Annotated in this window: 14 protein-coding genes; 7 read left to right on the plus strand and 7 right to left on the minus strand. The window is 71.6% G+C overall.

From position 1 onward, the window contains the following. The first annotated feature begins 11 nt into the window (after nt 1-11). The 3 genes from ACFT9I_RS25380 to ACFT9I_RS25390 are packed head-to-tail and all read left to right on the plus strand — an operon-like array spanning nt 12 to nt 7,722. The gene (locus ACFT9I_RS25380; RefSeq protein WP_382567771.1) at nt 12-3,596 is read left to right on the plus strand and encodes a CDP-glycerol glycerophosphotransferase family protein; all 3,585 of its coding nucleotides are present in this window, start codon (nt 12-14) and stop codon (nt 3,594-3,596) included. After that, entirely contained in the window at nt 3,593-6,553 is a 2,961-nt protein-coding gene (locus tag ACFT9I_RS25385) for a CDP-glycerol glycerophosphotransferase family protein (RefSeq protein WP_382567773.1), read from the plus strand. Before ACFT9I_RS25380 ends, ACFT9I_RS25385 begins: the two co-directional genes overlap by 4 nt. After that, nucleotides 6,550-7,722, plus strand: coding sequence for a glycosyltransferase (locus ACFT9I_RS25390; RefSeq protein ID WP_382567775.1), 1,173 nt, complete (start codon nt 6,550-6,552; stop codon nt 7,720-7,722). The genes ACFT9I_RS25385 and ACFT9I_RS25390 overlap by 4 nt, the downstream gene beginning before the upstream one ends. Before the next feature lie 5 nt (nt 7,723-7,727). Here ACFT9I_RS25390 and ACFT9I_RS25395 read toward each other — a convergent pair whose 3' ends face one another. After that, nucleotides 7,728-8,477 carry a dienelactone hydrolase family protein gene (locus ACFT9I_RS25395; protein ID WP_382567827.1) on the minus strand — a complete coding sequence of 250 codons (750 nt, stop codon included), beginning with the start codon at nt 8,475-8,477 and terminating at the stop codon, nt 7,728-7,730. 112 nt (nt 8,478-8,589) lie between these two features. Between ACFT9I_RS25395 and ACFT9I_RS25400 the strand changes: the two genes are divergently transcribed. Further along, nucleotides 8,590-9,075, plus strand: a complete 486-nt coding sequence (locus ACFT9I_RS25400) for a MarR family winged helix-turn-helix transcriptional regulator (protein WP_382567778.1) — start codon at nt 8,590-8,592, stop codon at nt 9,073-9,075. A 12-nt stretch (nt 9,076-9,087) separates the two neighbouring features. Here ACFT9I_RS25400 and ACFT9I_RS25405 read toward each other — a convergent pair whose 3' ends face one another. The 5 genes from ACFT9I_RS25405 to ACFT9I_RS25425 form a co-directional block, all read right to left on the minus strand. Then, complete coding sequence (locus ACFT9I_RS25405; RefSeq protein ID WP_382567780.1) at nt 9,088-11,331, minus strand: CDP-glycerol glycerophosphotransferase family protein; 2,244 nt, start codon at nt 11,329-11,331, stop codon at nt 9,088-9,090. Nucleotides 11,332-11,469: 138 nt separating this feature from the next. Next, a complete protein-coding gene (locus ACFT9I_RS25410; protein ID WP_382567782.1) occupies nt 11,470-12,387 on the minus strand; it encodes a carbohydrate ABC transporter permease in 918 nt (305 codons plus the stop codon). Then, complete coding sequence (locus tag ACFT9I_RS25415) at nt 12,384-13,751, minus strand: carbohydrate ABC transporter permease (RefSeq protein ID WP_382567784.1); 1,368 nt, start codon at nt 13,749-13,751, stop codon at nt 12,384-12,386. The genes ACFT9I_RS25410 and ACFT9I_RS25415 overlap by 4 nt, the downstream gene beginning before the upstream one ends. A gap of 4 nt (nt 13,752-13,755) precedes the next feature. Next, the gene (locus tag ACFT9I_RS25420; protein ID WP_382567786.1) at nt 13,756-15,156 is read right to left on the minus strand and encodes an ABC transporter substrate-binding protein; all 1,401 of its coding nucleotides are present in this window, start codon (nt 15,154-15,156) and stop codon (nt 13,756-13,758) included. Nucleotides 15,157-15,521: 365 nt separating this feature from the next. After that, a complete protein-coding gene (locus tag ACFT9I_RS25425) occupies nt 15,522-18,941 on the minus strand; it encodes an FHA domain-containing protein (RefSeq protein WP_382567828.1) in 3,420 nt (1,139 codons plus the stop codon). Nucleotides 18,942-19,356: 415 nt separating this feature from the next. Between ACFT9I_RS25425 and ACFT9I_RS25430 the strand changes: the two genes are divergently transcribed. From ACFT9I_RS25430 to prfB, 3 genes are all read left to right on the plus strand, one after another. Further along, on the plus strand, nt 19,357-21,051 hold the full coding sequence (locus ACFT9I_RS25430) for a serine/threonine-protein kinase (protein ID WP_382567788.1): 1,695 nt from the start codon (nt 19,357-19,359) through the stop codon (nt 21,049-21,051). Between the two features lie 200 nt (nt 21,052-21,251). Next, the gene (locus tag ACFT9I_RS25435) at nt 21,252-22,505 is read left to right on the plus strand and encodes a serine/threonine-protein kinase (RefSeq protein ID WP_382567791.1); all 1,254 of its coding nucleotides are present in this window, start codon (nt 21,252-21,254) and stop codon (nt 22,503-22,505) included. A 205-nt stretch (nt 22,506-22,710) separates the two neighbouring features. Further along, nucleotides 22,711-23,817, plus strand: coding sequence for a peptide chain release factor 2 (prfB, locus tag ACFT9I_RS25440; RefSeq protein ID WP_382567793.1), 1,107 nt, complete (start codon nt 22,711-22,713; stop codon nt 23,815-23,817). Nucleotides 23,818-24,117: 300 nt separating this feature from the next. Here prfB and ACFT9I_RS25445 read toward each other — a convergent pair. Next, nucleotides 24,118-24,530 (minus strand): hypothetical protein (locus tag ACFT9I_RS25445; protein ID WP_382567795.1); only part of this gene is annotated, 413 nt, incomplete at its 5' end.

Consider the following 24,530-nt stretch of genomic DNA (forward strand, 5'->3'; position numbering starts at 1 on the left):
GTGCACCGCGCATGACCCCCCGCCTCACCGTCGTCGTGCCCATCTACAACGTGGAGGACTATCTCGACGACTGCCTACGCTCACTGGCCGGACAGACCATGGCCGACTCCGAGATCGTCATGGTGAACGACGGTTCCACGGACGGGAGCGCACGGATCGCGAGACGGTTCGCCGAACGGGACGAACGGTTCCGGCTGGTCGAGCAGGAGAACGCCGGGCTCGGCGCGGCGCGCAACACCGGAGTCCGTTACGCCCGGGGGGAGTTCCTCACCTTCGTCGACAGCGACGACGTGGTGCCGGACGACGCGTACGAGCGGATGCTCGCCGCGCTCGACGCCTCGGGCTCCGACTTCGCCACCGGCAATGTGCTCAGGCTCGGTCCCGGCGGCGCGCTCGTGCAGGCGCCGATGTTCCGCAAGCCGATGGCGACGGAGCGCTCCGGGACCAGGATCACCCGCGACTGGGTGCTGCTCGGGGACCGTATCGCCTGCAACAAGGTCTTCCGGAAGGCCTTCTGGGACCGGCACTCCTTCGCCTTCCCGTCCGGGGTGCTGTACGAGGACATCGCCGTCGTGCTGCCCGCGTACTTCCTGGCGGGCGGCGTGGACGTGCTGTCCGGCCCCGTCTACCACTGGCGGACCAGGGACGGCTCGATCACCGCGAAGCGCGCCGTGCCGAAGGGGATCCGGGACCGGGTCACCGCCGTGTCGTCCGTCAGCGACTTCCTCACCGAGAAGCAGCGGGAGCGACAGCAAGGGCAGGCGCGTGCGGGCGGCGACAGCGATGTCAACTGGGCCGACGCGCAACGCCGTTACCACCAGCACGTCCTGTCCGGCGATCTGTGGCTGTTCATCGAGGCGCTGCCCGACGGGGACGCCGACTTCCACGCCGCCTTCCTCGACCACGCCAACACCTTCGCCACGACGGTCGACCAGAGCGTCTTCGACGCCCTGCCGCTGCATCTGCGCGTCAAGTGGCATCTGATCCGTGAGCGCCGGATGCCCGAACTCCTCGCGCTGCTCGCCCACGAGAAGGCCGACCCCGGCGCCTTCGGCGTCCGTGGACTGCGCAGGTCCCGCGCCGAGTACCCGGTGCTCACCGGCGGTCTGCCCCGGGCCGTCGCCACCCTCAAGCCCAAGGAACTGCCGGTGACCTCGCATCTCACCGAGGCCGTATGGCGCGACGGGCGACTGCACCTCAAGGGCTACGCGTACGTACGCAACGTGCCGGCCGACGCGCGCCGCAGGTCCGTCAAGGCGGCATGGCTGCGCACCGGGAAGCGGCGCGTGCTGCCGCTGCGGACGCGCACCGTGCGGATGCCGGCGGCGACGTACGAGTCCAAGCAGGGCCTGCACATCTACGACTGGGCCGGGTTCGAGACCGTCGTCGACCCGCGTCGGCTGGTGAAGGCGCGGGCCGCCGGCTCCGTCCGTACCGTCTGGAAACTGGAGATGGGGGTGTTCGGAGCGGGACGGCTGCGCCGGGCGCCGCTGCGGCTGACGGGCGCGGCCGCGGCACCCGCCGTGCCCGCCGTGCACTACGTGGACGACACCACGCGCGTCGTCCCCACGCTCTCCGGCAACAAGCTCGAACTGCGCGTCGAGCCCGTACGCGCGCTGCTCACCGGCCACTTGGGGACCGAGGGCGCCGTGCGGACCGACGGCGCCGTGCGGACCGAGGGCGCCGTACGGATCGAGGGTCTGCTCCATGCCACGGGCAGCTCCACGAGCAGCCCGCCGAGCGCGCTGGCCGTCCAGAACTGGTACACCAAGGACGTCCACGAGGTCCCTCTGAAGCTCGTGGACGGCACGTTCAGCGCCGACATCCCGCTCGCCGTCTTCGACGACCCCACGGCGCGCCGGCGATCCACCGTGCCGTGGGGTGTCCATCTCGTACGGGCCAACGGCAGCCGCTTCGCCGTGGCGGCCCGTGGTGCGGTCCGGCCGGGACACTACGGCCTGGGCGACGGGCGGGAGTTGTACGTCACCGCCAACGCGGCGGGCGATCTGGTCCTCAGCGACCAGACCGAGCAGCCGGTGGTCGACGCGCTCGACTGGACGGCGGACGGCGAGCTGATCCTGGAGGGCAGCCAACCCGCCCTCCAGGCGACCGAGTTGGTGTTGCAGCACAGCGGCCACCGGGAGGAGAACGTCTTTCCGGTCGTCACGCTCGCCGACGGCCGGTTCCGTACGGCCCTGCTGCCCGCCGCCGTCGAGGGACTGAACGGCACCCGCCAACTCGCCGAGGGCCGCTGGCTGTTGTACGTCCGTGAGCCGGGGGAGACCGACCCGGAGCGCTACACCGCCGTACGCGTCCAGCCCTCGCGGCACCAGACGCTGCCGCTCGTACGGACCCTGGACGGACGGGAGTTCACCCTCGACCGGCACCGCCAGGACATGCTCCAGCTGCACTCCGGATCCGTGCTCCCGGAGCACGACCGCGGCGCCTACCGGCAACAGCGCCTGCGCCGCGTCTACGCGAGCGCCCGCACCGCCGGGCCGCTGCGCGACGCCGTGCTCTACAACAGCTTCGACGGCAGGCAGTACTCCGACTCGCCGCGCGCCGTCCACGAGGAACTGGTGCGCCGCCAGGCCCCGGTGGAGCATCTGTGGGTCGTGCGCGACCGGCAGGTGACGCTGCCGCGCGGCGTCCGAGCCGTCGAACTGCACAGCGCCGACTGGTACGAGGCACTGGCCCGCAGCCGATGCGTCGTCAGCAACACACATCTGCCGGAGTGGTTCGAGCGCGCGGACGGTCAGTACGTCGTCCAGACCTGGCACGGCACCCCGCTCAAGCGCATCGGCCGCGACCTGACGGGCAGCGCCCACGCGGACGAGGCGTACATCGCGACCCTGCCCGGCCGGGCCGCGCAGTGGAGCGTCCTCGTCTCGCCCAACAGCTTCTCCACACCGATCATGCGCCGCGCCTTCGGCTACGAGGGCACGGTCCTGGAGTCCGGCTATCCGCGCAACGACCTGCTGCACGCGCCCGACCGGGACAAGGTCGCCGACGCGCTGCGCGAACACCTGGAGATTCCCGAGGGCAAGCGCGTGATCCTGTACGCGCCGACCTGGCGCGAGGACCAGCCCAAGAAGGGCGGCAGGTACGGGCTCGACCTCCAACTCGACCTGGAACAGGCGGCGGAGGAGCTGGCGGACGACCATGTCCTGCTGGTCCGTCGGCACTACCTGGTCGGCGGTACGGTCCCGGGCGCCGGGCGCGGCGCGACCGGCTTCGTACGGGACGTGTCCCGCTACCCGGACGTCGCCGAGCTGATGCTGATCAGCGACGCCCTGGTCACGGACTACTCGTCGCTGATGTTCGACTTCGCGCAGACGGGCCGCCCGATGTACTTCCACGCGTACGACCTGGAGCACTACCGGGACACGCTGCGCGGCTTCTACTTCGACTTCGAGTCGGCGGCGCCCGGGCCGCTCGTCGCCGACACCGCCGCGCTGGTGGCGGCGCTGCGGGCGCCGAGATCCCGGGTGCCCAGCCCTGCGTACGACCGATTCCGGGAGAGTTTCTGCGACCTGGACGACGGCACCGCCGCCGGCCGGGTCGCGGACCTCATGCCCGTGGGGGGCGGCGCATGAGCGCGGTGGAGATCAGCTGCGTCGTCACCGCGGGACCGGATCCCCAGGCGCTGCGCAGGTCCGTCGAGTCCGTCGTCGCGCAGACCATGCGCGCCACCGAGGCGGTGGTGGTGCTCGGCCTGACCGTCACGAAGCCGGTCAGCGGCGCGGAGGTCGTCACGGGACCGGCGGCCGAGGGCGGGCGGGCCGAGGAGGGCTCCGCCGACGAGGGCTCCGCCGACGCCGAGTCGGCCGCCGACGACGTACGCGCCGTGGCCGACGAACTCGCCGCGCTCGATCCGGCGCGCGTCAGGATCGTCACGTCGGGCGCCGAGACCCCCACCACGGCCGTGCTGCGCAACCACGGCCTGGACCAGGCGCGCGGCCGGTACGTCATCGTGCTCGGCGAGGGCGAACGTCTCCAGCGGGACGCCTGCCGCAATCTGTGGGAGGCCGCCGAACGCTCCGGCGCCGAACTCGCCGCGGGCCGCTGGACCCGGCGCGTCGGCCGCCGCGCCAAGGAGCAGCCCCCGGCCCGGCTCGTCGAGACCGAGTTGTACGCGCGCTCCCGCACCCTCGACGAGCCGGCCGACGCCCCCGAACTCGTCGTCGCCGACGCCCTGGTGACCGGATTCTGTGTACGCACCGCCCTCCTTGAGCGGGTGGGTCTGCGCTACGCCGAGGACCTGGACCGCAGCGAGATCCTGTTCGGCGCCGAAGTGGCCGCCGCCGCACACCGGATCGCGCTCGTCCCCAACCTGATCGTCAGCGGCCGGGCAGCCGACGACCCGGCCGGCACGCTGGAGGGGCAGCTCGCCGCACACGTACGGGTCGCCGAACTGCCGCTGTTCCAGAGCGATACGGCGCTGCGCGCGGCCCGCGACCGCGCGTTGCTGTCCGACCAACTCGTGCCACTCGCGCGGCAGTTTCCGAAGCTGGACCCGGACGAGCGCGCCCGCGCCGCCGCCCTGGTCGCCGCGCTGCCCGCCGCCCGGACCGACCTGGACCTACGGCTCGACCTGCCGCCCCTGGAACGGGTCTGCCTCCAACTCCTCGCGGACGGCGACGCGGAGGGCGTACTGGCCGCCGGTTACGCGCTCGGCAGGCCGGGCACCGTCGCCTCGGCGCTGAGCGAGCGGGACGGCCGGGTGTACTGGCGGGCGACGCTGTCCGACGACCCGAGGGAACGGGTGGCGCTCGACGTCACGGAGCTGGGCCACCAGTACCAGTCGCCGGCGGACACCCCGTTGCTCAACCACCTCACCCACTGCGGGCAGGAGGGCGACCGGCTCGTCCTCGAAGGACGGCTCCCCGCGCCTCTCCAACTGCACGACCCCGAAGCTCCGTTGACGGCCACCCTGGAGTTCCTGGCACGCGGCAGCGACGGGCGGCTCGTCTTCCGTACCCCCGTGGACGAGGTGTGGCGCGAGGCGGACACCGTCCGCTGGCGCGCCTCCGTCGAGATCGGCGCGCTGCTGCGCGTCGGCGGCGCCCGGGACCGCGTGTGCGACCCCCGCTTCGCCCTGCACACCCCGACCGGCACCACCACCGGACCGCTGTTCCTGGAGCGGCACCGGGTCGACGCGGCGGGCAGCTACCCGGCGCGTCCGCGCCGGGGCCGGCTGTTCGGCGACAGCTGGAAGCCGTACGTCACGGTGAAGCACCACCTGGCGCTGCAACTTGAGGCGCGGCGCCGCCCCGGCCGCCTCGCGGCGGCGGCCGTCCACTACCTCACCCACTTCCGTCCGGCCCGCAAGGCGAAGAGGCTGGCCAAGGGCCTGCGCCGGCGCTTCGACCGGCTCTCCGCCCGCTCCGTCAAGACGCGCGTCTACAACCGGCTGCTCATCCGGCTTCCCGTCCGCAAGGGCTCGGTGGTCTTCGAGAGCCACATGGGCAAGTGCTACGGCGACAGCCCCCGCGCCATCCACGAGGAACTGCGCGCGCAGGGCCGGCGTATCGGCCGCCGCAGGGTGCGCAGCACCTGGTCGTACGCGACGTCCGCCGACGGCTTCCCGGCGGACGCGCGGCTGGTCCGGCGGCTGTCCTGGCGCTATCTGTGGGCGCTGGCCCGCGCCCAGTACTGGGTCGACAACCAGGGTTTCCCGCTGGACCTGAAGAAGCCCCCCGGCACCACCTACCTCCAGACCTGGCACGGCTCCGCGTACAAGCGCATGGGCTTCGCCGAGAGCCGGATCAAGGCACAGAACGCCCCCGAGCGCGACAAGTTGAGCGCCGCACTCGCCCGCTTCGACCACTTCCTCGTACGGTCCGAACACGACGTGCGGACCCTGGCACGGGACTACCGGCAGCCCGCTCAGTCCCTCGTGGCCAGCGGCTATCCGCGCAACGACCGGCTCGTGCGCGCCCGCGCCACCGACGAGAGCCAGGGGCGCTTCCCGCGCCCGGCGCTCGCGGCGGACCTCGGGATTCCCGACCACCGCAAGGTGGTGCTGTACGCGCCGACCTTCCGGGGGATGCCGAAGAAGGGCCGTACGACGCGACTGCCGCTCGACGTACGGCAGTTCGCGGAGCGGTTCGGCGACGAGTACGTCCTGCTCGTACGGGCCCACTATCTGGAGTCCGCCGTCCTGCCCGTGTGCCCGCCCGGCACGGTGATCGATGTGTCCGGCCACCACGACGTCAGCGAACTGCTCTGCCTCGCCGACGCGTTGATCACGGACTACTCCTCCATCATGTTCGACTACGCCCTGCTGGACCGGCCGATGGTCTTCTTCGCACCGGACCTGGACGCGTACGTGGCGGAGCGCGGCAGCTACTTCGACCTGCGTGCGGAGGCACCCGGCCCGGTGGTCGAGACGGAGGACGAACTCCTGCGTGCGCTCGATGAGTTGAAGCTGTCCGACACCGCGCACCGGGCAGACCGCGCCCGCTTCGCCGAGAGGTTCGGCGGCTACGAGAGCGGCCAGGCCGCACGCACCGCCGTGGACGTGCTCTTCGCAGGAAGGCCCCGCCGATGACCACTGCCACCATGACCACTGCCACCATTCCCCGAGAACTGATCCTGCTCGCCAACGCCACCGACGTCCTCGGCGGCGTCACCGCCTGGACGCACCAGATGGCCCGCCTCTTCGGCGACCACGGCCACCGCGTCCAGGTCGTCGGCATCCACGAGGCCGAGCTGAAGCTCACCCTCCCCGAGCCGCCCGCCTACCCGGTGACCGCGCTCTACCCCTCCCACCCGCCGACCCCCTGGCGGGCGCGCCCGCCCTTCGGCTACTTCGACCTCGCCGCGCGCCGCCGCGAGGCGGTCAGGGTCAAGGACAAGCGGCTGGCCGTCGCCCGCCTCTCGGAGATCTTCCGGGCGGCCGGGCCCGGCGCGCTGGTGATCGTCACCCAGGTGTGGCCCATGGAGTGGGTCCTGGAGGCCGACACCACAGGTCTGCGCCTGATCGGGATGAGCCATGAGTCGTACGAGTACAGCAAGCGGTGCCACCGCTTCCGCTGGATCAAGAACAGCTATCCGCTGGTCGACCGCTGGCTCACCCTCACCCAGGAGGACGCGGACGCCTGGATCGCCGAGGGCTTCGACAACGTCGGCGCCATGCCCAACGCGCTCGGCGCCCTGCCCGAACTCCCCTCCCCCCGCACGGAGAAGACCGTCGCCAGCATCGGCCGCCTGGACGACCAGAAAGGCATCGACCTGCTCCTGGAGACCTGGTCCCTGATGACCGGTGAACGCCCCGACTGGCGACTGCGGATCTACGGCGCCGGCCAGGACGGCGCCGCCCTGAAGAAGCGGTGCACCGCGCTGGGACTGGACGGCTCGGTCGAGTGGATGGGCAGCACCGACGACGTGGCGGGCGCGCTGGCCGACAGCTCGGTCTTCGTCCAGTCCTCGCGGGGCGAAGGGTTCCCGCTGGCCCTCATGGAGGCCATGGCGAGCGGCGTACCGTGCGCCGCGTTCGACTGCGCGCCGGGCGTCCGGGAGATCGTCACGGACGGCGAGGACGGCCTCCTCGCACCCCCGGGCGACACGGACGCGCTCGCTGACCGGCTGCTGCGGCTGACGGGCAACCCCCGGCTGCGGGACACCCTGGGGGACCGGGCGCGGGTGAACGTCCAGCGGTACTCGGAGGCCGAGATCCTGCGCCGCTGGCACGAGTTGTTCGCGCTGCTGGACCGCTGAGGGCGTCAGCCGTCGGCCAGGGCGCCGTCGAGCAGAGGGATCAGACGGTCCCAGTGGCGCCGCAGCCCGGGGGCGCTGAACGCGTCGGTGTCGGTCATGGTGAAGCCGTGGACCGTGCCGGGGTAGATCTCGGTGGTGTAGCCGACACCCGCCGCGTCCAGGGCCCGGTTGAGTTCGCCGATGTCCTCGGGTGGCATGTCGTTCTCGGAGAGGCCGACATGTACGTGGGCCGTGAGCGCGTCGAAGTGGCGGTGCGGGCTGTCGGGCGCGTCGGTGACCAGGAAGCCGGGGTGGAAGACGGCGACGGCGGCCACCCGGTCGGGGTGGGCCGTCGCGGTGCGCATCGCCCAGAGGCCGCCCATGCAGTAGCCGGTCACGGCGACCGGTCCCGCGGCGACCTCGGGCCGGGCGGTGAGGAACGCGAGGTAGGCGTCGGCGTCGCGCAGGACCCGTTCGGTGGTGTGCGCGAGCATGAAGGGCATCAACCGCTCGATGATCGCGGGCCGGACGTCCTCCCCGATGTGCGCGGGGAGTTCGACCACCGGTCCCGGGCCGTGCCGGTAGTAGACGTTGGGGACGAGTACGTAGTACCCGTGCCCGGCCAGTTCGCGGGCCATCTCCTCCAGCACGGGCCGCATGCCGAAAGCGTCCATGTACAGCAGCACCCCCGGGTGCCGCTCGCCGCCGTCGGGGAAGGCGGCGAAAGCGTCGGCGTGGCCGTCCGGGGTGGGAATCTGCACTGACGTGGTGGGAATGGCGGATCTTCCTTCCGTGGAGTTCACTCAACTGGTGTTGGTGGCGCTAACGTTTTCGGCGCGAGTGAACGTACATCGTTAGTTGGACTAACGCAACGACAGGATGGGCGCCATGACCGGAGCCGAAGCCGTGGACATGCCCGACGACGGCGCGACCGGGACGCCCGACAGACTGCGCCGACGAGCGAGCCGGCTGTTGTCGCAGGTGTCCACGCGGTCGGACCGGCTGATCAACGAAGGGCTGGCCCGGTCCGACGCCCGCAAGTGGCACTACGCCGTGCTCGCCTCGCTGGAGGACCGCGGACCGGCCAGCCAGTCGACGCTGAGCAGGCGCACCGGCATCTACCGCAGCGACATGGTCGGCGTGCTCAACGAACTGACCGGGCGTCACCTCGTCGAGCGGGCGCCGGACCCCGACGACCAGCGCCGCAACATCATCACGATCTCCGCCGACGGCCGCCGTCAACTACGCCGCCTGGACAAGGTCCTGGACGTCCTCCACGACGAACTGCTCGCACCACTGAGCCCGGCCGAACGCGACCAACTCGTGCGGCTGCTCACCCGCCTGCTCGACCACCACGACTCGCCGGGGAGCTGAAGGCCGGCCCGCTCAGCGCCCCACCTCCGACATGTTCCGCCCGTGCCGCTGCTGTGGCAGCGTCAGTGGGGACGGTGCCGGGGTGCGGTCCTCCAGGGGGACCGGGGTCGGGAGGCCCGTCGTTTCGCCCAGGAAGACGCGGCGGACCACACGCTCGGCCGCCAGGCCGTCGTCGTACGGGCAGAAGCGTGCCCGGAAGGCCGCGCGGAGTTGGGCCGAGCGGGAGCCGCGCCAGTGGTCCGTCGTGAAGATGTCGATCAGGTCGTCCTCGTCGCGCGCCACCGCGCCCGGGGGGAAGGCGCGGACGTCGAAGTAGGTGCCGCGGGCCGCCTCGTACGCGTCCCAGTCGTCGATGTGGATGACCACGGGCCGGTCCAGATTCACGTAGTCGAACATCAGCGACGAGTAGTCCGTGATGAGCGCGTCGGCGGCCAGGCACAGCGACTCGACCCGGTGGTGGCCCGAGACGTCGATGATGCGCGGGTGCGGGGTGTGCGGCAGGGGGGCCTCGTACGTGTGGTGGGCGCGGGTCAGCACCACGAAGCGCGGGCCCAGCGCCTGGGCGAGCCGTTCCAGGTCCAGCGGGACGTACGGGGTGCGCCGGTAGTCGCGCTGGGTGGGCGCGTACAGCACGGCCGTGAAGCCCTCGGGGATGCCCAGGGACTCCCGCAGCCGGGCGACGTCGGCCGAAGTGGCGCGCTGGAAAACGTCGTTGCGCGGATAGCCGTATTCGAGCGCCGTGTGGCCGGCCGGGTAGGCCTTCTCCCAGACGAGGGTGGAGTGCCGGTTCGCGGAGAGGGAGAAGTCCCACTGGTCGACGCCCGCGAGGAGCCGGTCGAACTCGGTGCGGCGGGCGGCGGCCGGGTGGTCCTGGCGGTCGAGGCCCATGGACTTGAGCGGGGTGCCGTGGTGCGTCTGGAGGAGGATCTGCTGGGGGCGCTTGACCAGGCGCCGGTCGAAGTTGACGTTGTTCACGAGGTACTTGTCGCGGGCGAGCGCCGTCCAGTAGCCGAAGCTGCCGGGGCGCAGCTTGCGGGTGGCGGTGGGCACGGTGTGGTGGTACTCGGCGCGGCCGATCCACGACGTGCCGATGTGCGGGGCGAGTTCGCGCACCTTCTCCTCGATGGCCGCCGGGTTGCAGGCGTAACCCCGGCCGTCGTACGCCGCGAAGACCGCCCTGTTCTCCCGTACCGGCAGGCACCGTTGGATCCGGTAGTGCAGCTGCAGCGCCCCGGCGCGCACGGCCCGGCCCAGGGCGGTGGCGACCCGGCGGGCGCCGATCTGCGCGCGCTGCGCCGTCCACAGGGCGCGGTACGTGCGGTGGGCGCCGAACCGCAGCAGGGTGTGGCGCAGCCGGGCCCGCAGCAGCGGCGCGGAGCCCGGGGTGCGGTGGCGGCGGTGGTGGGCGCGGGCCCGGCGGAAGAACTCGGGGCGGCTGCGGCGCGGCAACCGCCCCCGTACGGCGACGAGTTTGGAGAAGTGGTCGAGCATCCGCCGGAACAGCACGGGCCGCCAGTCGTCCAGGGCGGGCCGTGAGTCGATGAACGCGAAGACCCGGTCGTACTGGTCGAAGATGTCGAAGTGCTTGCGGCTGGTGGTGGAGAGGATGTTGCCCTGGCGCCGCTGCCGGTAGTGCACACAGACGCGGTCGAGCGTCGTGATCGAGTCCGCGGCCATCAGGACGGGGAAGGTCCAGGGCGTGTCCTCGTAGTAGCCGGGCGGGAAGGTGAAGTCCTGGCGGGCGATGTACTCGCGGCTGTACGCCTTGTTCCAGACGACCATCAGCACCCTCAACAGGTCCGGCCTGTCGGTGAGTCGGAAGGACGCGGGGCCGCTCTCGTCGAGCAGGTCGGCGAGGATGTTCCGTACGACCTCGCCGGACCAGTACGTACGGGCGTAGTCGTAGACCAGGACGTCGGGGCCGTCCGTCTCCTTGAGCCGGTCGGCGATGGTCTGGAGCGCGCCGGGGGTGAGGGTGTCGTCGCCGTCGAGGAAGATCAGGTAGTCACCGGTGGCTCGGGCCATTCCGGCGTTACGGGCGGGGCCGAGGCCCTCGTTCTCCGCCAGGTGCACGGCGACCACGCGCCGGTCGGTCGCGGCGACTTCGTCGATGATCGTCCCGCAGGCGTCGGGTGATCCGTCGTCCACGGCGATGAGTTCGAAATCCTCGTAGGTCTGGTCGAGCACCGACCGCAGACACTCCTGCAAGTACGCCTGGACCTTGTACGCGGGGACGATGATGCTGAACCGGGCCATGGCTCGGGAACGGCCGATGGAGTGACCTGGTTACGCCAGACGTGGCATACGGGGGACAAATGCGCCGGGCGGGCCGGTAGTTGAACCGGCCCGCCCCTTTTGGCGTACTTTCCCGTCGAACGGGTGCCCGAAACGGCCCTACTTGACCGCCCCCGCCATGACCCCCGTGACGAACTGCCGCTGGAACAGGAAGAAGACGGCCAGCGGGATGATCATCGACAGGAAGGCGCCGGGCGCCAGCACATCGATGTTGTTGCCGAACTGCCGTACCTGCTGCTGGAGCGCGACCGTGATCGGTGGATTCTCGGAGTCCGCGAAGATCAGGGCCACCAGCATGTCGTTCCAGACCCAGAGGAACTGGAAGATGCCGAGCGAGGCGATCGCGGGACCGCCGAGCGGCATCACGACCCGGGTGAACAGCCGGATCTCGCCCGCGCCGTCGAGCCGGGCCGCCTCCAGGAGCTCCCGTGGGATCTCCGCGAAGAAGTTCCTGAGAAGGAAGATCGCGAAGGGGAGTCCGAAGGCGACGTGGAACATGACCACGCCGAAGGTCGTCTCGAAGATCCCGATCTCACCGAAGAGTTCGGAGACCGGGATGAGCGCGACCTGGACCGGGACCACCAGCAGACCGACGACGAGCATGAACCACCAGTCGCGACCGGGGAAGTCCATCCACGCGAAGGCATAACCGGCGAGCGAGCCGATCACCACGACCAGCACGGTCGACGGGACCGTGATCATCACCGTGGACCAGAGGGAGTTGGTGATGATGTCGTTGGAGAGCAGCTCCGAGTAGTTCTCGGTGGTGAGCTGCGCCGGCTTGGTGAAGACCTCCCACCAGCCGCTCGCCGCGATGTCCGCCCCGCCGCGCAGCGAGGAGATCAGCAGACCGATCGTCGGCATCATCCAGAACAGGGCGACCAGGATGAGGAAGACCTGGACGACACCGCTACTGGCCTTCGCCGCGATCCGGGCCGGCAGGGACTGCTTCGCCTTGACCGTCGTGTCGGCCGGCGGCGGCTGCTTCGCCTTGACCGCTGTGTCGGTGGTACTCATCGGCGGTTCTCCTTCTGCATCCGGCGAATGTTGAAGAGCATCACCGGGATCACGAGCAGCAGGAGGAATACGGCGATCGCGCTGCCCACGCCGACGTTGGCGTCCGTGCCGAACGACGAGCGGTAGAGCTGGAGCGCCAGCACGTTCGCGTCGTCCTGGGACGAGCCTGGCGCGATGATCAGTACCAGGTCGAAGATCTTCAGCACATTGATCATCAGGGTGACCATGACGACGGCCAGGACCGGTGCGAGCAGCGGGACGGTGATCCGGCGGAACACGTCCCACTCGTTCGCGCCGTCGACCCGCGCGGCCTCCAGGAGTTCGCGCGGCATGCTCGCCAGACCGGCGCCGATCAGCACCATCGCGAAGCCCGCCCACATCCACAGATAGCTGCCGATGATCGCGGGGGTGACGAGGGACGGGCCGAGCCAGTCCACGCCGTTGTACGGCTCCTTGAAGTTGCTCTCGGGCAGCTGGAGTACGGCTCCGTCGGCCGAGGCCGGCAGGGTGAACGTACCGTCGGAGGCGGCGCTGGCCGAGGCGACGACCTTGCCGTCCTTGACCGCCTCGATCTTGAGGCCGCCGAGGCCCAGTTCCTTGGCGTCGACGACGTTGGGCTTGCCGCCGCCGCCCTTGGTGAAGTCCAGCCACGCGGTGCCGGTGATCTCGTCGCCGCCGCTCGGGGCCGCCTTCGCCGGCTCGGCGTCGGACGGCATCTTCCCCGGCGGTACGCCGACCAGCGGCAGCAGCACCGGAGTGCCCGCCGAGACCGGCGCCTTGGTGACGAACGAGCCCTTGGCGTCGCCCGCCTTCAGCGGATGCACCGGCAGCGGGCGTGCCTTCGGGTATCCGGCCGACTCGGAGAACGTGTCGTGCACGCCCACGGCGACGGCGTTGGCGATGCCGCGCTCCGGGGCCTGCTCGTACACGAGCCGGAAGATGATGCCCGACGCGAGCATCGAGATCGCCATCGGCATGAAGACGATCAGCTTGAACGCCGTTCCCCAGCGCACCCGTTCGGTGAGTACGGCGAAGATCAGACCGAGCGCGGTGGCGACCGTCGGGGCCACCACCACCCAGATCAAGTTGTTCTTGATCGCGGTCCGGATGGTGTCCTCGGTGAATATCTCCACGTAGTTGTCGAAGCCCGCGAAGTTGTCGCCGGACTGGTCGAGGAACGACCTGTAGACGGAGAACCCGATCGGGTAGACCACGAGCGCGCCCAGCAGGACCAGCGCGGGCAGCAGGAACGCCACCGCGAGGCCCTTACGTGTGCCCGTCACGCTCTTGCGCTTCTTCCCCTTGGCGGGGGGCGGGGGCGCCGACACCTTGGTGCCGGTACCCCCTGTTGTCGCCGACGTCACCGCGTCAGCTCTTGTAAGCCTTGGCGGCGTCCGACTCCAGCTGCTGCTGGGCGCCCTTGACGTCCTTCGGGTTCTTCAGGAAGTCCTGAAGGGCCTTCCACTCGCCCTTGCCGGGCGTACCGCCGAACGACTGCGGCATCTGGTCCGACATGTCGAAGCGGAAGTCGTCACCGGCGTCGATGAGCGCCTTGGCGATGTCACGCTGCACGTCGCTCGGGTACGCCTTGCCGTCCAGGGACTTGTTCGGCGAGATGAAGCCGCCGGCCTCCGCCCAGATCTGCGCGGCGTCCGTGGACGCCAGGAAGGTCAGCAGCGCCTGCGCGCCCTTGCTGTCCGTGAGCGCCACGGCGGCGTCGCCGCCGGTCACCACGGGGGAGTCGGCGCCAACGGCCGGGAAGGGGAAGATCTTCGCGTCCGTGCCGACCTTGGCACCGGCCTCGGTGACGTTCACGCCGGCGAAGTCCGCGGCGAACACCATGGCGGCCTTCGGGACGTCACCACCGGTGAAGGTCTGGGTGACGGAGGCGGGGAACTCGGTCTGGAGCGCGCCGTCCGCGCCGCCGGCGACCAGGGTGGGCTTGCCCCACAGCTCGGCGAGCGTCGTCAGGGCGGTGGCCACCGACGGGTCGGTCCACTTGATCTCGTGCTTGGCCAGCTGGTCGTACTTCTCCGGACCGGCCTGCGACAGATAGACGTTCTCGAACCAGTCGGTGAGCGTCCAGCCGTCGGCGCCGCCGACGGAGACCGGGACGACGCCCGACGCCGAGATCGTCTCGGCGGTCGTCAGCAGGTCCTTCCAGGTCTTGGGCTCGGCCGCGCCCGCGTTCTCGAAGGCCGTGTTGTTGTACCAGACCAGCGACTTGTTGGCGGCCTTGAAGTACACGCCGTACTGCTCGCCGTCGACCGCGCCGAGGTCCTGCCAGCCCTTGCCGTAGTTCTTCGACAGCTGGGCCTTCGCCTCGGCGCCGACGGGCTTGGCCCACTTCTTCTCCACGGCCTGCGTGATCGCGCCGACCTGCGGGAGCATCGCCACGTCGGGCGGGCTGCCGCCGGCGATCTTCGTGCCGAGGAAGTTGACGATCGGGTCCTGCGCGGGGACGAACGTGACCGTCGCACCGGTCCGCTTCTCGAACTCGTCGAGGACCTTGGTGAAGTTGGCCTGCTCGGGGCCGGTCCACACCGCGGCGACCTGGATCTTCTCGCCGTCCAATTTGGGCAGTTCGACCGTGGTCGCGGGCTTCTGGCTCTCGCTCCCACCGTCCGACTTGTCCTCGGAGTCGCCACCACAGCCGGTGAGCACCACGGCGCCGACGACCACCGCCGCCACCGCCGCTCTGTGTGACCCTCGTGCCGCTGAACGTGCTCCGGCTCCAAATGCCCTGCGGCCATTAAGAGTTGTACGCATGACTGCCCCGTCTCTCCATCGAGCGTGCGGATCTTGACGCATGTTTACGCATGCGGACCGGCGCCCCGAGCGAGCTGACGACGCCGTCCTTGTCCCGTGCGGTAAGTCCTACGCGCAGTGACCGTAGGTCGCAATACTGTCTTGGGCTTCAATTCGAAGATCGTGATGGGCTCGTGACGTCGTTTACGGACGTAGGGGTAATTTCAGAGATGTGAAGGCATGGCGACCTGCCGAGGTCTGGACCAGAACACGCTCCGACCTCAGGATGTCCGCTTTCGGCCACGAGGCGGCCACCGGTGACTACCCGGCGATCGACCGGCGGCCGGCCGGAGATCACCCGGCGGCCGACCGGGCGACGGTTACCGTCAGACACGACCCAGGGGTCCCACGGGCATCGCGGACACCGAACGGGCCGCCCTTTCCAGGGCACTTGCGAGCAGGGCCAGATCCGTCGGCCCGTTGCCCAGCTCGCGCACCGGCCGACGGGCCGGCGGATCGCCCATGCGCTCCCACTCCAGCGGGACGACCGTGGGGCGCAGCGTCGCCGTACGCGGGATCCGGCCGGTCACCCGGCCGCCCTGGAACGGCGTCACCCGGCCGTCCGGATGCCCGAGCCTGCCGCGGCCCGGCAGCGGATCGTCCGGGGCGGGCGCGACCGGCGGCATGTCCAGCACCACCCGGAGGCGGGTCCGGCCCGCCAGCTCCGTCTCCGACGTCCGCTCGGGGCGGGCGGACGTGGCGACCAGATGGACACCGAGCCGCTCGCCGTCGCGCGCGATCGCCTCCAGGGCCCGTACGACCGAACCGGCCGCCGGGCGGCCCGGACTGCCCAGCGCGGGCGCGACCAGGGCGTCGTAGTCGTCGACGAGGACGATGAGGCGCGGGAGGACGGGTCCTGGGCCGGGCTCGCCGCGTGTACGGGCGGAGGTCTGGCGCAGCCTGAGGGTGCTGCCGCCCGACGTGCCGCCCGCGCCCGTGCTGTTCGAGCCCGCGCTGTTCGCGCCTGCGCTGCCCGTGCCGCCACCGGTGGGCGGTTGCTGCGGGGCGTCCGCGCCCTGCGCGGTCCCCGGTCCCGCCACCTGCTGCCCGGCGCGCTCACGCCGCGCGCCACGCTGCTCGGCGGGGCTCGGCGCGCGCTGGCCCACCATCCGCTCCGCGACCTCACGTCTGTTGTGCCACTCGGCGAAGTCCAGCCGCCCCAGCACCTCCGCGCGCCGCTTCAGCTCCGCCCCCAGCGCCTGCGCGAACTCCCGCATCCGGATCGGGTCCGACGCCACCAAGTGCTCGGTCACATGCGGCAGTTCCGTACAGGCCAGCAGCCCCTCGCCGCGCTCACCGCCCGCGCCGTCCACCAGGAGCAGGCCCAGCCTGTCCGGGCGTCCGTCGGCCGCCAGGGAGGCCGCGACCGCGCGCAGCAGCTCCGAACGGCCGCTGCCCGGCGGCCCCTCGATCAGCAGATGCGGGCCCTCCTCCACCAGATCCACCGTCACCGGGCCGTGCGGCCCCGTGCCGAGAACCGTGGTGCTGCCGCCCGCCGCCGACGCCCAGCGGGCCATCAGCGACGCGGGAGTCGCCCGCGCCAGCCCCAACTCGTCCAGCAGCCTGGCCGAACGCGGCAGCGCCACGGCCTGCCTGCTCCGGCCCGAGGAGGCCGCGCTGCCCGCTTCTGTACGGAGAGGGGCCAGCGCCCGGCCGAAACGGTCGGCCCACGCCGGGGACACCGCGTCCACCGTCGCGACCGTGCCGTGCCCGGCGGGCTGTCCCACCGCCGTACGGAGCAGCCGCAGCGCCGTCGCCACATCGCCGCTCAACAGGGCCACCGCCCCGCACTCCCGGAAGGCGACCGAGGCGGCGCACGCCGTCTCGTACGTCGCGGCGACCGGCGAGACGGGCGAGGCCGCCTCCGTCTCGGCGAGACAGATCACATGGACTCCGGCCACGGAACCGGCGCCCGCCAGCCGCGCGGTGGTCTCGCGCAGCGCCGCCGAGCCGGGATCGCCGTCCACGACCACCAGGGTGGCCGCCCCCTCGTACCGCGCGGCGGCCTCGGCGACGGACCTGCTGTCGGCCGACGCCCACCCCGTGCCGAGCGGCCCGTCGTCCAGCCGGCGCGTCAGCTCGCCCAGCCGGGCGGTGGCCTGGTCCCGGTCGTAGGCGAGGAGCAGCCGGCAGTCCTGGCCGTGGGCCGGCCGCACATGCGGCAGCCAGCCGAGCCAGCCCCACTCGCGCGTGCGCTGCTCCACGCTTCTGTTCCGGTCGGCGCTGACCAGCACGATCTCCAGATCGGCGGGGGAGTGCAGCGCGGCGAGCTGCGCCACGGCCGACCTGGCGAGGCCGGTCAGCCGCTCCCTGGGGCCCGCGAGACCCAGCGAACCGGCCTCGCGCAGGCTCACGGTCACGGGGACCGACGGCAGCGGACCGGATCCGTCGGGCGACGGGCGCTCCGTCGTGCCCAGCCGCAGGACGAGCGATTCGGGGTGGCCGGGGCCGCGCTCCCAGAGCCGGGGGCCGGGGCCGAGCGCCGTCATCAGTACGGAGGCGGGGTCGGGCCAGGTCTCGTCGCGGGGCGCGTGGCTCCGGGGGCGCGAGGAGGCCGCCGGGACGCCCTCGTCGCCGTCGGGGAACTCCTCGTCGCGCGTGCCGGCCAGCCGGCGGGCCCAGGCTCCTATGCCACCGCGCCGTCTGCCGGGTCCTTCGGGCAGCTCCGTGCCGCGCATGGGCGTGCCCTGGCGGCGGGAGCCCGGCGTACGGCTGTGTCCCTGCGGGCCGTCGTCGGCCGCGCCGTGTGCTTCGTCACTGTCGGCCCGGTCGTGCGCGGGACGCCCGCCGACGCCGGGCACCGGCGTGTACAGGGCGTCGCCGTACCGGGTGTCGGCGTCCGAGCGGGGGGTGCGCGGGTCGGGCACGCGCGGCGTGACGGCGGGGCCGCCGTGTCCGCCCTGCGTGTACGCGTGGACCGTCCGGCCGCCGGGGGTGCCCGACCCGTACGCCCCGGAGTCCTGGCCGGACCGCGGGCCGCTGTACGTCCCCGGTCCCGCCGCGCCGGATGCCGCGTTCGTACCCGTGCCCTCGCCCGCGGCGGGCCTGCCGCTTCCCGCTCTGCCGCTGCCGGCCGTTCCGCTTCCCGCCGCTCCGCCCGCACCGTCTCCGCGCGTGATCCGCAGATGCCCCTCGCCGTCCGGCGCGGTCGCCAGGGTCTCCGTCCGGCCGCCGGAGGTGAGCCGCAGCGCGGACTCGCCCAGCCGCAGCAGGGCGCCCGCCGGGAGCGGGACCGGCCGGGACCCGACCCGTACGCCTTCGAGCGTCGTGCCGTTCGTGGAATGCAGGTCCGCCACCGAGACATGACCGTCGTCGGCCACCGTCACCGAGCAGTGCAGCCGTGAGACGTCCGGATCGTCGAGCGGTACGTCGGCGTCGGCCGAGCGGCCGATCCTGACCTGTCCGCCGTGCAGCAGATGCACCCCGCCCGCGTCCGGACCCGCCACCACATGGAGCTGGGCCGGGACGTCGTCGGTGGGCGCGTCGTCCTCGCCGGGGACCTGGAGGGAGAGCACGGCACCGTCCACCAGCGGTGGCTCGCCCAGGGTGCGGCGCTGCGCGTCCAGCCGCTCCCGTCCCGCGTACAGCACGACGGCGCCCGAGACGTCGGGGCCGGCGACGGCCGTGGCCAGCGCGGAGGCGACGGTGGCGAGCGCCGTCCCCGCCGGGGCGGTGACGAGCACGTCGCACGCGCGCCCCACGGGATGGCCGCTGCGCGGCGCGAGGACGGTCAGCCGGATCTGCATCGCCGTCAGCGGTCCCTTCTGCGCGGGGTGCCCGGCAGGGGTGCTGCCCTGTGTCAATCCCCCCACCCGGCACCGACACATCGTCCGGTACAGGTCGGCACGGACGGTGAGCGAACGACCCCACACACCGAGTGCTGGATGGCATCTTCGCACCTGCCACCGACAACACGCCCACGGACCACGGGTAAGTGATCTTGAATGGTCGGCTGTGGGTGCAAAAGTGCATGGTTGGGAGCGCGTTGGGATCATCCGTGGACCCCGTGGGTACACGTGGTTGGCAACCATCCGTAGGAGGCGCGCGTCTTCCTCTCGAACATGACCGCGACGGGAACTCACGCGCGGCCTCTAAAGTAGGTCGGACACCCGGGCAGTCCCGGGGCCATGCAAGGACCACCAGCAGCAGGGAGCGCATGACGTGCGGCCGGTAGGCAGCAAGTACCTCCTGGAGGAGCCCATCGGGCGCGGTGCCACGGGCACCGTCTGGCGCGCCCGTCAGCGGGAGACCGCCGGTGCCGAGGCCGCGGTGGCCGGGCAGCCCGGCGAGACCGTCGCGATCAAGGTCCTCAAGGAGGAGCTGGCGAACGACGCGGACGTCGTGATGCGCTTCCTGCGCGAGCGCTCCGTCCTGCTCCGGCTGACGCACCCCAACATCGTGCGGACCCGTGACCTGGTCGTCGAGGGTGACCTCCTCGCCCTCGTCATGGATCTCGTCGAGGGCCCCGACCTGCACCACTACCTGCGGCAGAACGGCCCCTTCAGCCCGGTCGCGGCCTCGCTGCTCACGGCCCAGATCGCGGACGCGCTGGCCGCCAGCCACGCCGACGGCGTCGTACACCGTGACCTGAAGCCCGCCAACGTCCTGCTGAAGGACGACGGCGACCAGCTGCACCCGATGCTGACCGACTTCGGCATCGCCCGGCTCGCCGACTCCCCGGGACTGACGCGGACGCACGAGTTCGTCGGCACGCCCGCCTACGTCGCGCCGGAGTCCGCCGAAGGCCGTCCGCAGACCTCCGCCGTCGACATCTACGGCGCCGGCATCTTGCTGTACGAGCTGGTCACCGGCCGCCCGCCGTTCGCGGGTGGAACGGCCCTCGAAGTGCTCCACCGCCACCTCAGCGAGGAGCCCCGCCGCCCGTCCAACGTCCCCGAACCGCTGTGGACGGTCATAGAGCGCTGCCTCCGTAAGGAGCCGGCCGAGCGGCCCAGCGCCGTGAATCTCGCCCGCGGCCTGCGCACCGTCGCCTCCGGCATCGGCGTGCACTCGAACTCCGCCCAGGTCAACGCGGCGATGGGCGTGGGCGCCCTGCTGGCGCCCGATCCGTCGCCCACCACCGTGCCCGGTGAGCCCGGCGCCGCCGACCCGACCCAGGTCCTGCCGAGCAACGCGGGATCGTACGACCCGGGCGCCGCCACCAGCGTCCTGCCGACGAACGCGCCGCACCCGCCCGGCTCGGCCGACCCGACGTCGGTCATGCCGGTCGGCGCGGGTGGCCAAGGTCCCGACGGCGGTCCCCGGCCCGAGGACCCGCACCCCTGGCAGAACCAGCTCAGGGCCGCGCGCGACCGCAACGAGCAGACCCAGGTCCAGTATCTGGACCCGAGCCAGGACCCGCTCAGGCGCAGGCCCCAGCGGCCCCAGGGCCAGCAGCCCCCGCCGCACCAGCAGCAGCGCCGGCAGCAGGCCCCGCCGCCGCAGCCGTACCCGCCGCAGCCCCACCAGCCCCAGCAGCAGCGGTACGCACCGCCCCCGCAGCAGCAACAGCAGCGGTACGCGCCGCCGCACCAGCCGGCACCTCAGCAGCCGCAGCAGCCCCAGCCGCCCGCACCGCGTCAGCCCCGGCAGGGCCGTCAGGGCCGTCAGGGCAGCGCCAACCCGATGCGGATCCCCGGCCTCGGCTGTCTCAAGGGCTGTCTGTTCACGATCGTCCTGCTCGTCGTCGCCAGCTGGCTCATCTGGGAGCTGACCCCGCTCCAGGACTGGATCGGCGAGGGCAAGAGCTACTGGAGCGCGATCAAGGACACGTACAACACCGTGACGGACTGGGTCTCGGACCTCGGCGGTTCGGACTCCGGAACCAACCCCGGATCCGACACCGGAACCAACTGACACCGACTGACGCCGACGCCGGTGGGGTCTCCCACCGGCGCCGGTGCTGATCAGTCGCTTCTGTCGCCATGTTCTGTCGCTATGTCGATTCCTGCGGGATCAATTCCCCCGTAGAAGTGAACGTTGCCGCGGTATCGGGCATTGAACACCCCGATACGCGCGTACTTTGATGGGCAAAGCCAGCCGCTGAGGGAGCAGTCTTGGCACGGAATATCGGCAGCCGGTACACCGCCCATCAGATCCTGGGGCGGGGCAGCGCCGGCACGGTGTGGCTCGGCGAGGGACCCGACGGGCCCGTCGCCATCAAGCTGCTGCGCGAGGACCTCGCCTCCGACCAGGAACTGGTCGGGCGCTTCGTGCAGGAACGCACCGCACTGCTCGGACTCGACCACCCGCGGGTGGTCGCCGTCCGCGACCTCGTCGTGGACGGCAACGACCTGGCGCTCGTCATGGAGCTGGTGCGCGGCACCGACCTGCGGACCCGTCTCGACCGCGAACGCCGGCTCGCCCCCGAGGCCGCGGTCGCCGTCGTCGCCGATGTCGCCGACGGCCTCGCCGCCGCGCACGCCGCCGGAGTCGTCCACCGCGACGTCAAGCCGGAGAACATCCTGCTCGACATGGAGGGCCCGATCGGCCCCGGCGGCTCGCACCCCGCGCTGCTCACCGACTTCGGCGTCGCCAAGCTGATCGACACCCCCCGCCGTACGAAGGCGACCAGGATCATCGGCACCCCCGACTACCTGGCGCCCGAGATCGTCGAGGGCCTGCCGCCGCGCGCCGCCGTCGACATCTACGCGCTCGCGACGGTCCTGTACGAGCTGCTCGCCGGCTTCACGCCCTTCGGCGGCGGCCACCCCGGAGCCGTCCTGCGCCGCCATGTCACCGAGACCGTCGTGCCGCTGCCCGGCATCCCCGACGAGCTGTGGCAGCTCCTCGTCCAGTGCCTGGCCAAGGCCCCGGCCTCCCGGCTGCGCGCCTCCGAGCTGGCCGCCCGGCTCCGCGAGCAGCTTCCGCAGCTCGCCGGCATCCCCTCCCTGGAGGTGGACGAGCCCGACGCGGAGGTCACCGAGGAGGAGCGGTCGTACGGCGACGCCGACGCCCCGCAGTCGCAGGAGGCCGAGCAGCCGCGCCGCCGGGGCGCCGTCCCGCTCGTCCCCGGAGCGGCCCCCGACTCCAACCGCGACACCCACACGAGCATGCGCGTCCCGGCCCCCGACGAACTGGCGGGCGGTGCGCGCGGCACGGCCAGGGCCCCCCGCGCGGCCGGCCAGCGCAGGCCCGGATCGGCCCGGCACAAGGCGGAGGCGGTGCGTAAACGCCGTATCACGCTGGGTGTGACGGCCGCCCTGCTGATCGCCGTCCTCGGCGTCGGCGGCTGGCTGGCGACGAGCAGCGACGGCGCGGAGGTGGCCCCCGGGGGCGGCACGACGCGATCGGCTCCGCCGGTTCCGTAGGCCGGGTCGGTTTCACCGGGTCGGCCCGGTGGCCGGTTCGTCCTCAATCGCCGGACGGGCTTGAGAGGTCCGCCGCAACCGGCTGTGTCCTCAAACGCGGCGCACGAGCCGCGCGACTCGGCCGACGCTCCCGCCGCCCTCGCGTCAGCCGCCGGCCGGCAACCGCGGCGGCGGGGTTTCACCGGTCAGCCGTTAGGCTGGGTCCGTGGCAGTCGTCGATGTATCCGAAGAGCTGAAGTCCCTTTCCTCGACCATGGGGTCGATCGAGGCCGTCCTTGACCTCGACAAGATGAGGGCCGAGATCGTCGTCCTGGAGGACCAGGCAGCGGCACCGTCCCTCTGGGACGACCCGGAGGCGGCGCAGAAGATCACCAGCAAGCTGTCGCACCTCCAGGCCGAGCTGCGCAAGACCGAGGCGCTCAGGGGCCGGATCGACGACGTCGAGGTGATGTTCGAACTGGCCGAGAGCGAGGACGACGCCGACGCCCGTCACGAGGCCGAGGCCGAACTCGTCGCGGTGAAGAAGGCACTGGACGAGATGGAGGTCCGTACCCTCCTCTCCGGTGAGTACGACGAGCGGCAGGCGCTCGTCAACATCCGGGCCGAGGCCGGCGGCGTGGACGCGGCGGACTTCGCCGAGCAGCTCCAGCGCATGTACATCCGCTGGGCCGAGCGGCACAACTACCCGACCGAGGTCTACGAGACGTCGTACGCGGAAGAGGCCGGCATCAAGTCGACCACCTTCGTCGTCAAGGCGCCGTACGCCTACGGCACGCTCTCCGTCGAGCAGGGCACCCACCGGCTGGTCCGTATCTCGCCGTTCGACAACCAGGGGCGCCGCCAGACCTCGTTCGCGGGTGTCGAGGTGCTTCCCGTCGTCGAGTCCAGCGACCACGTCGAGATCGACGAGACCGAGCTGCGCGTGGACGTCTACCGCGCGTCGGGCCCCGGCGGTCAGGGCGTCAACACCACGGACTCCGCGGTCCGGATCACGCACATTCCCACCGGCATCGTCGTCTCGTGCCAGAACGAACGCTCGCAGATCCAGAACAAGGCGAGCGCCATGAACGTGCTTCAGGCGAAGCTGCTCGAACGCCGCCGCCAGGAGGAGCAGGCCAAGATGGACGCCCTCAAGGGCGACGGCGGCAACTCGTGGGGCAATCAGATGCGTTCGTACGTCCTGCACCCGTACCAGATGGTCAAGGACCTCCGTACGGAGTTCGAGGTGGGTAATCCCCAGGGCGTGCTCGACGGCGAGATCGACGGCTTCCTGGAGGCCGGAATTCGCTGGCGCAAGCAGCAGGAACGCTAGATCATCACTCGGCGGTTCCGTCCCTTGTCAGAGCCCAACTCGGGGCTCGGGCAAGGGACTCGCTTTGTCGACAAAGGAACTGCCGTTCGGGAGGCGGAAGTTCCCGTTTATGTCACAGTTACCCCTCGCCCGGCGGACAACTGGCTTTAATCCGGGCATCGCACGCGCAACGACCTTGACGCGTATGTGAAAACTCGGAAAGGTGACGCGCGGCATGCGTATTTCTGGGGCGCGTGTGATCGGGGGACCTGTACACACGGACCTCCAACTGGCCGGCCCCGGACGCTGCACCACTCACGATTAGCTACTGGGGGTAGCAAGCACATGACCAAGAAGACGCGGATCCGCGTAGCGCGGATAGCCGCCGGCGCCGTGATCGCCGCCGGTGCTTCGCTGACCGCCGCGGGCGCCGCTTCGGCCGTCGGCATCGATGTCAATGTCGGTGGCCTCAGCGCCAACGCGGATGTCAACCAGGACGGTCTGGACGTCGGCCTCGGCCTCGGTGACACCGAGGGCGCCACGGAGGGCACCACCGACGGCGCCGACGGCGGCGCTGACGTCGGCGGCGGCGACCCGGGCGGTGTCGATGGTGGCGCTGACGGTGGAGCCGATGGCGGTGCTGACGGTGGAGCCGATGGCGGTGCTGACGGTGGAGCCGATGGCGGTGCTGACGGTGGAGCCGATGGCGGTGCTGACGGTGGAGCCGATGGCGG

Origin of the sequence: Streptomyces sp. NPDC057137, from assembly GCF_042670825.1 — a bacterium.
Classification (GTDB): Bacteria; Actinomycetota; Actinomycetes; order Streptomycetales; family Streptomycetaceae; genus Streptomyces.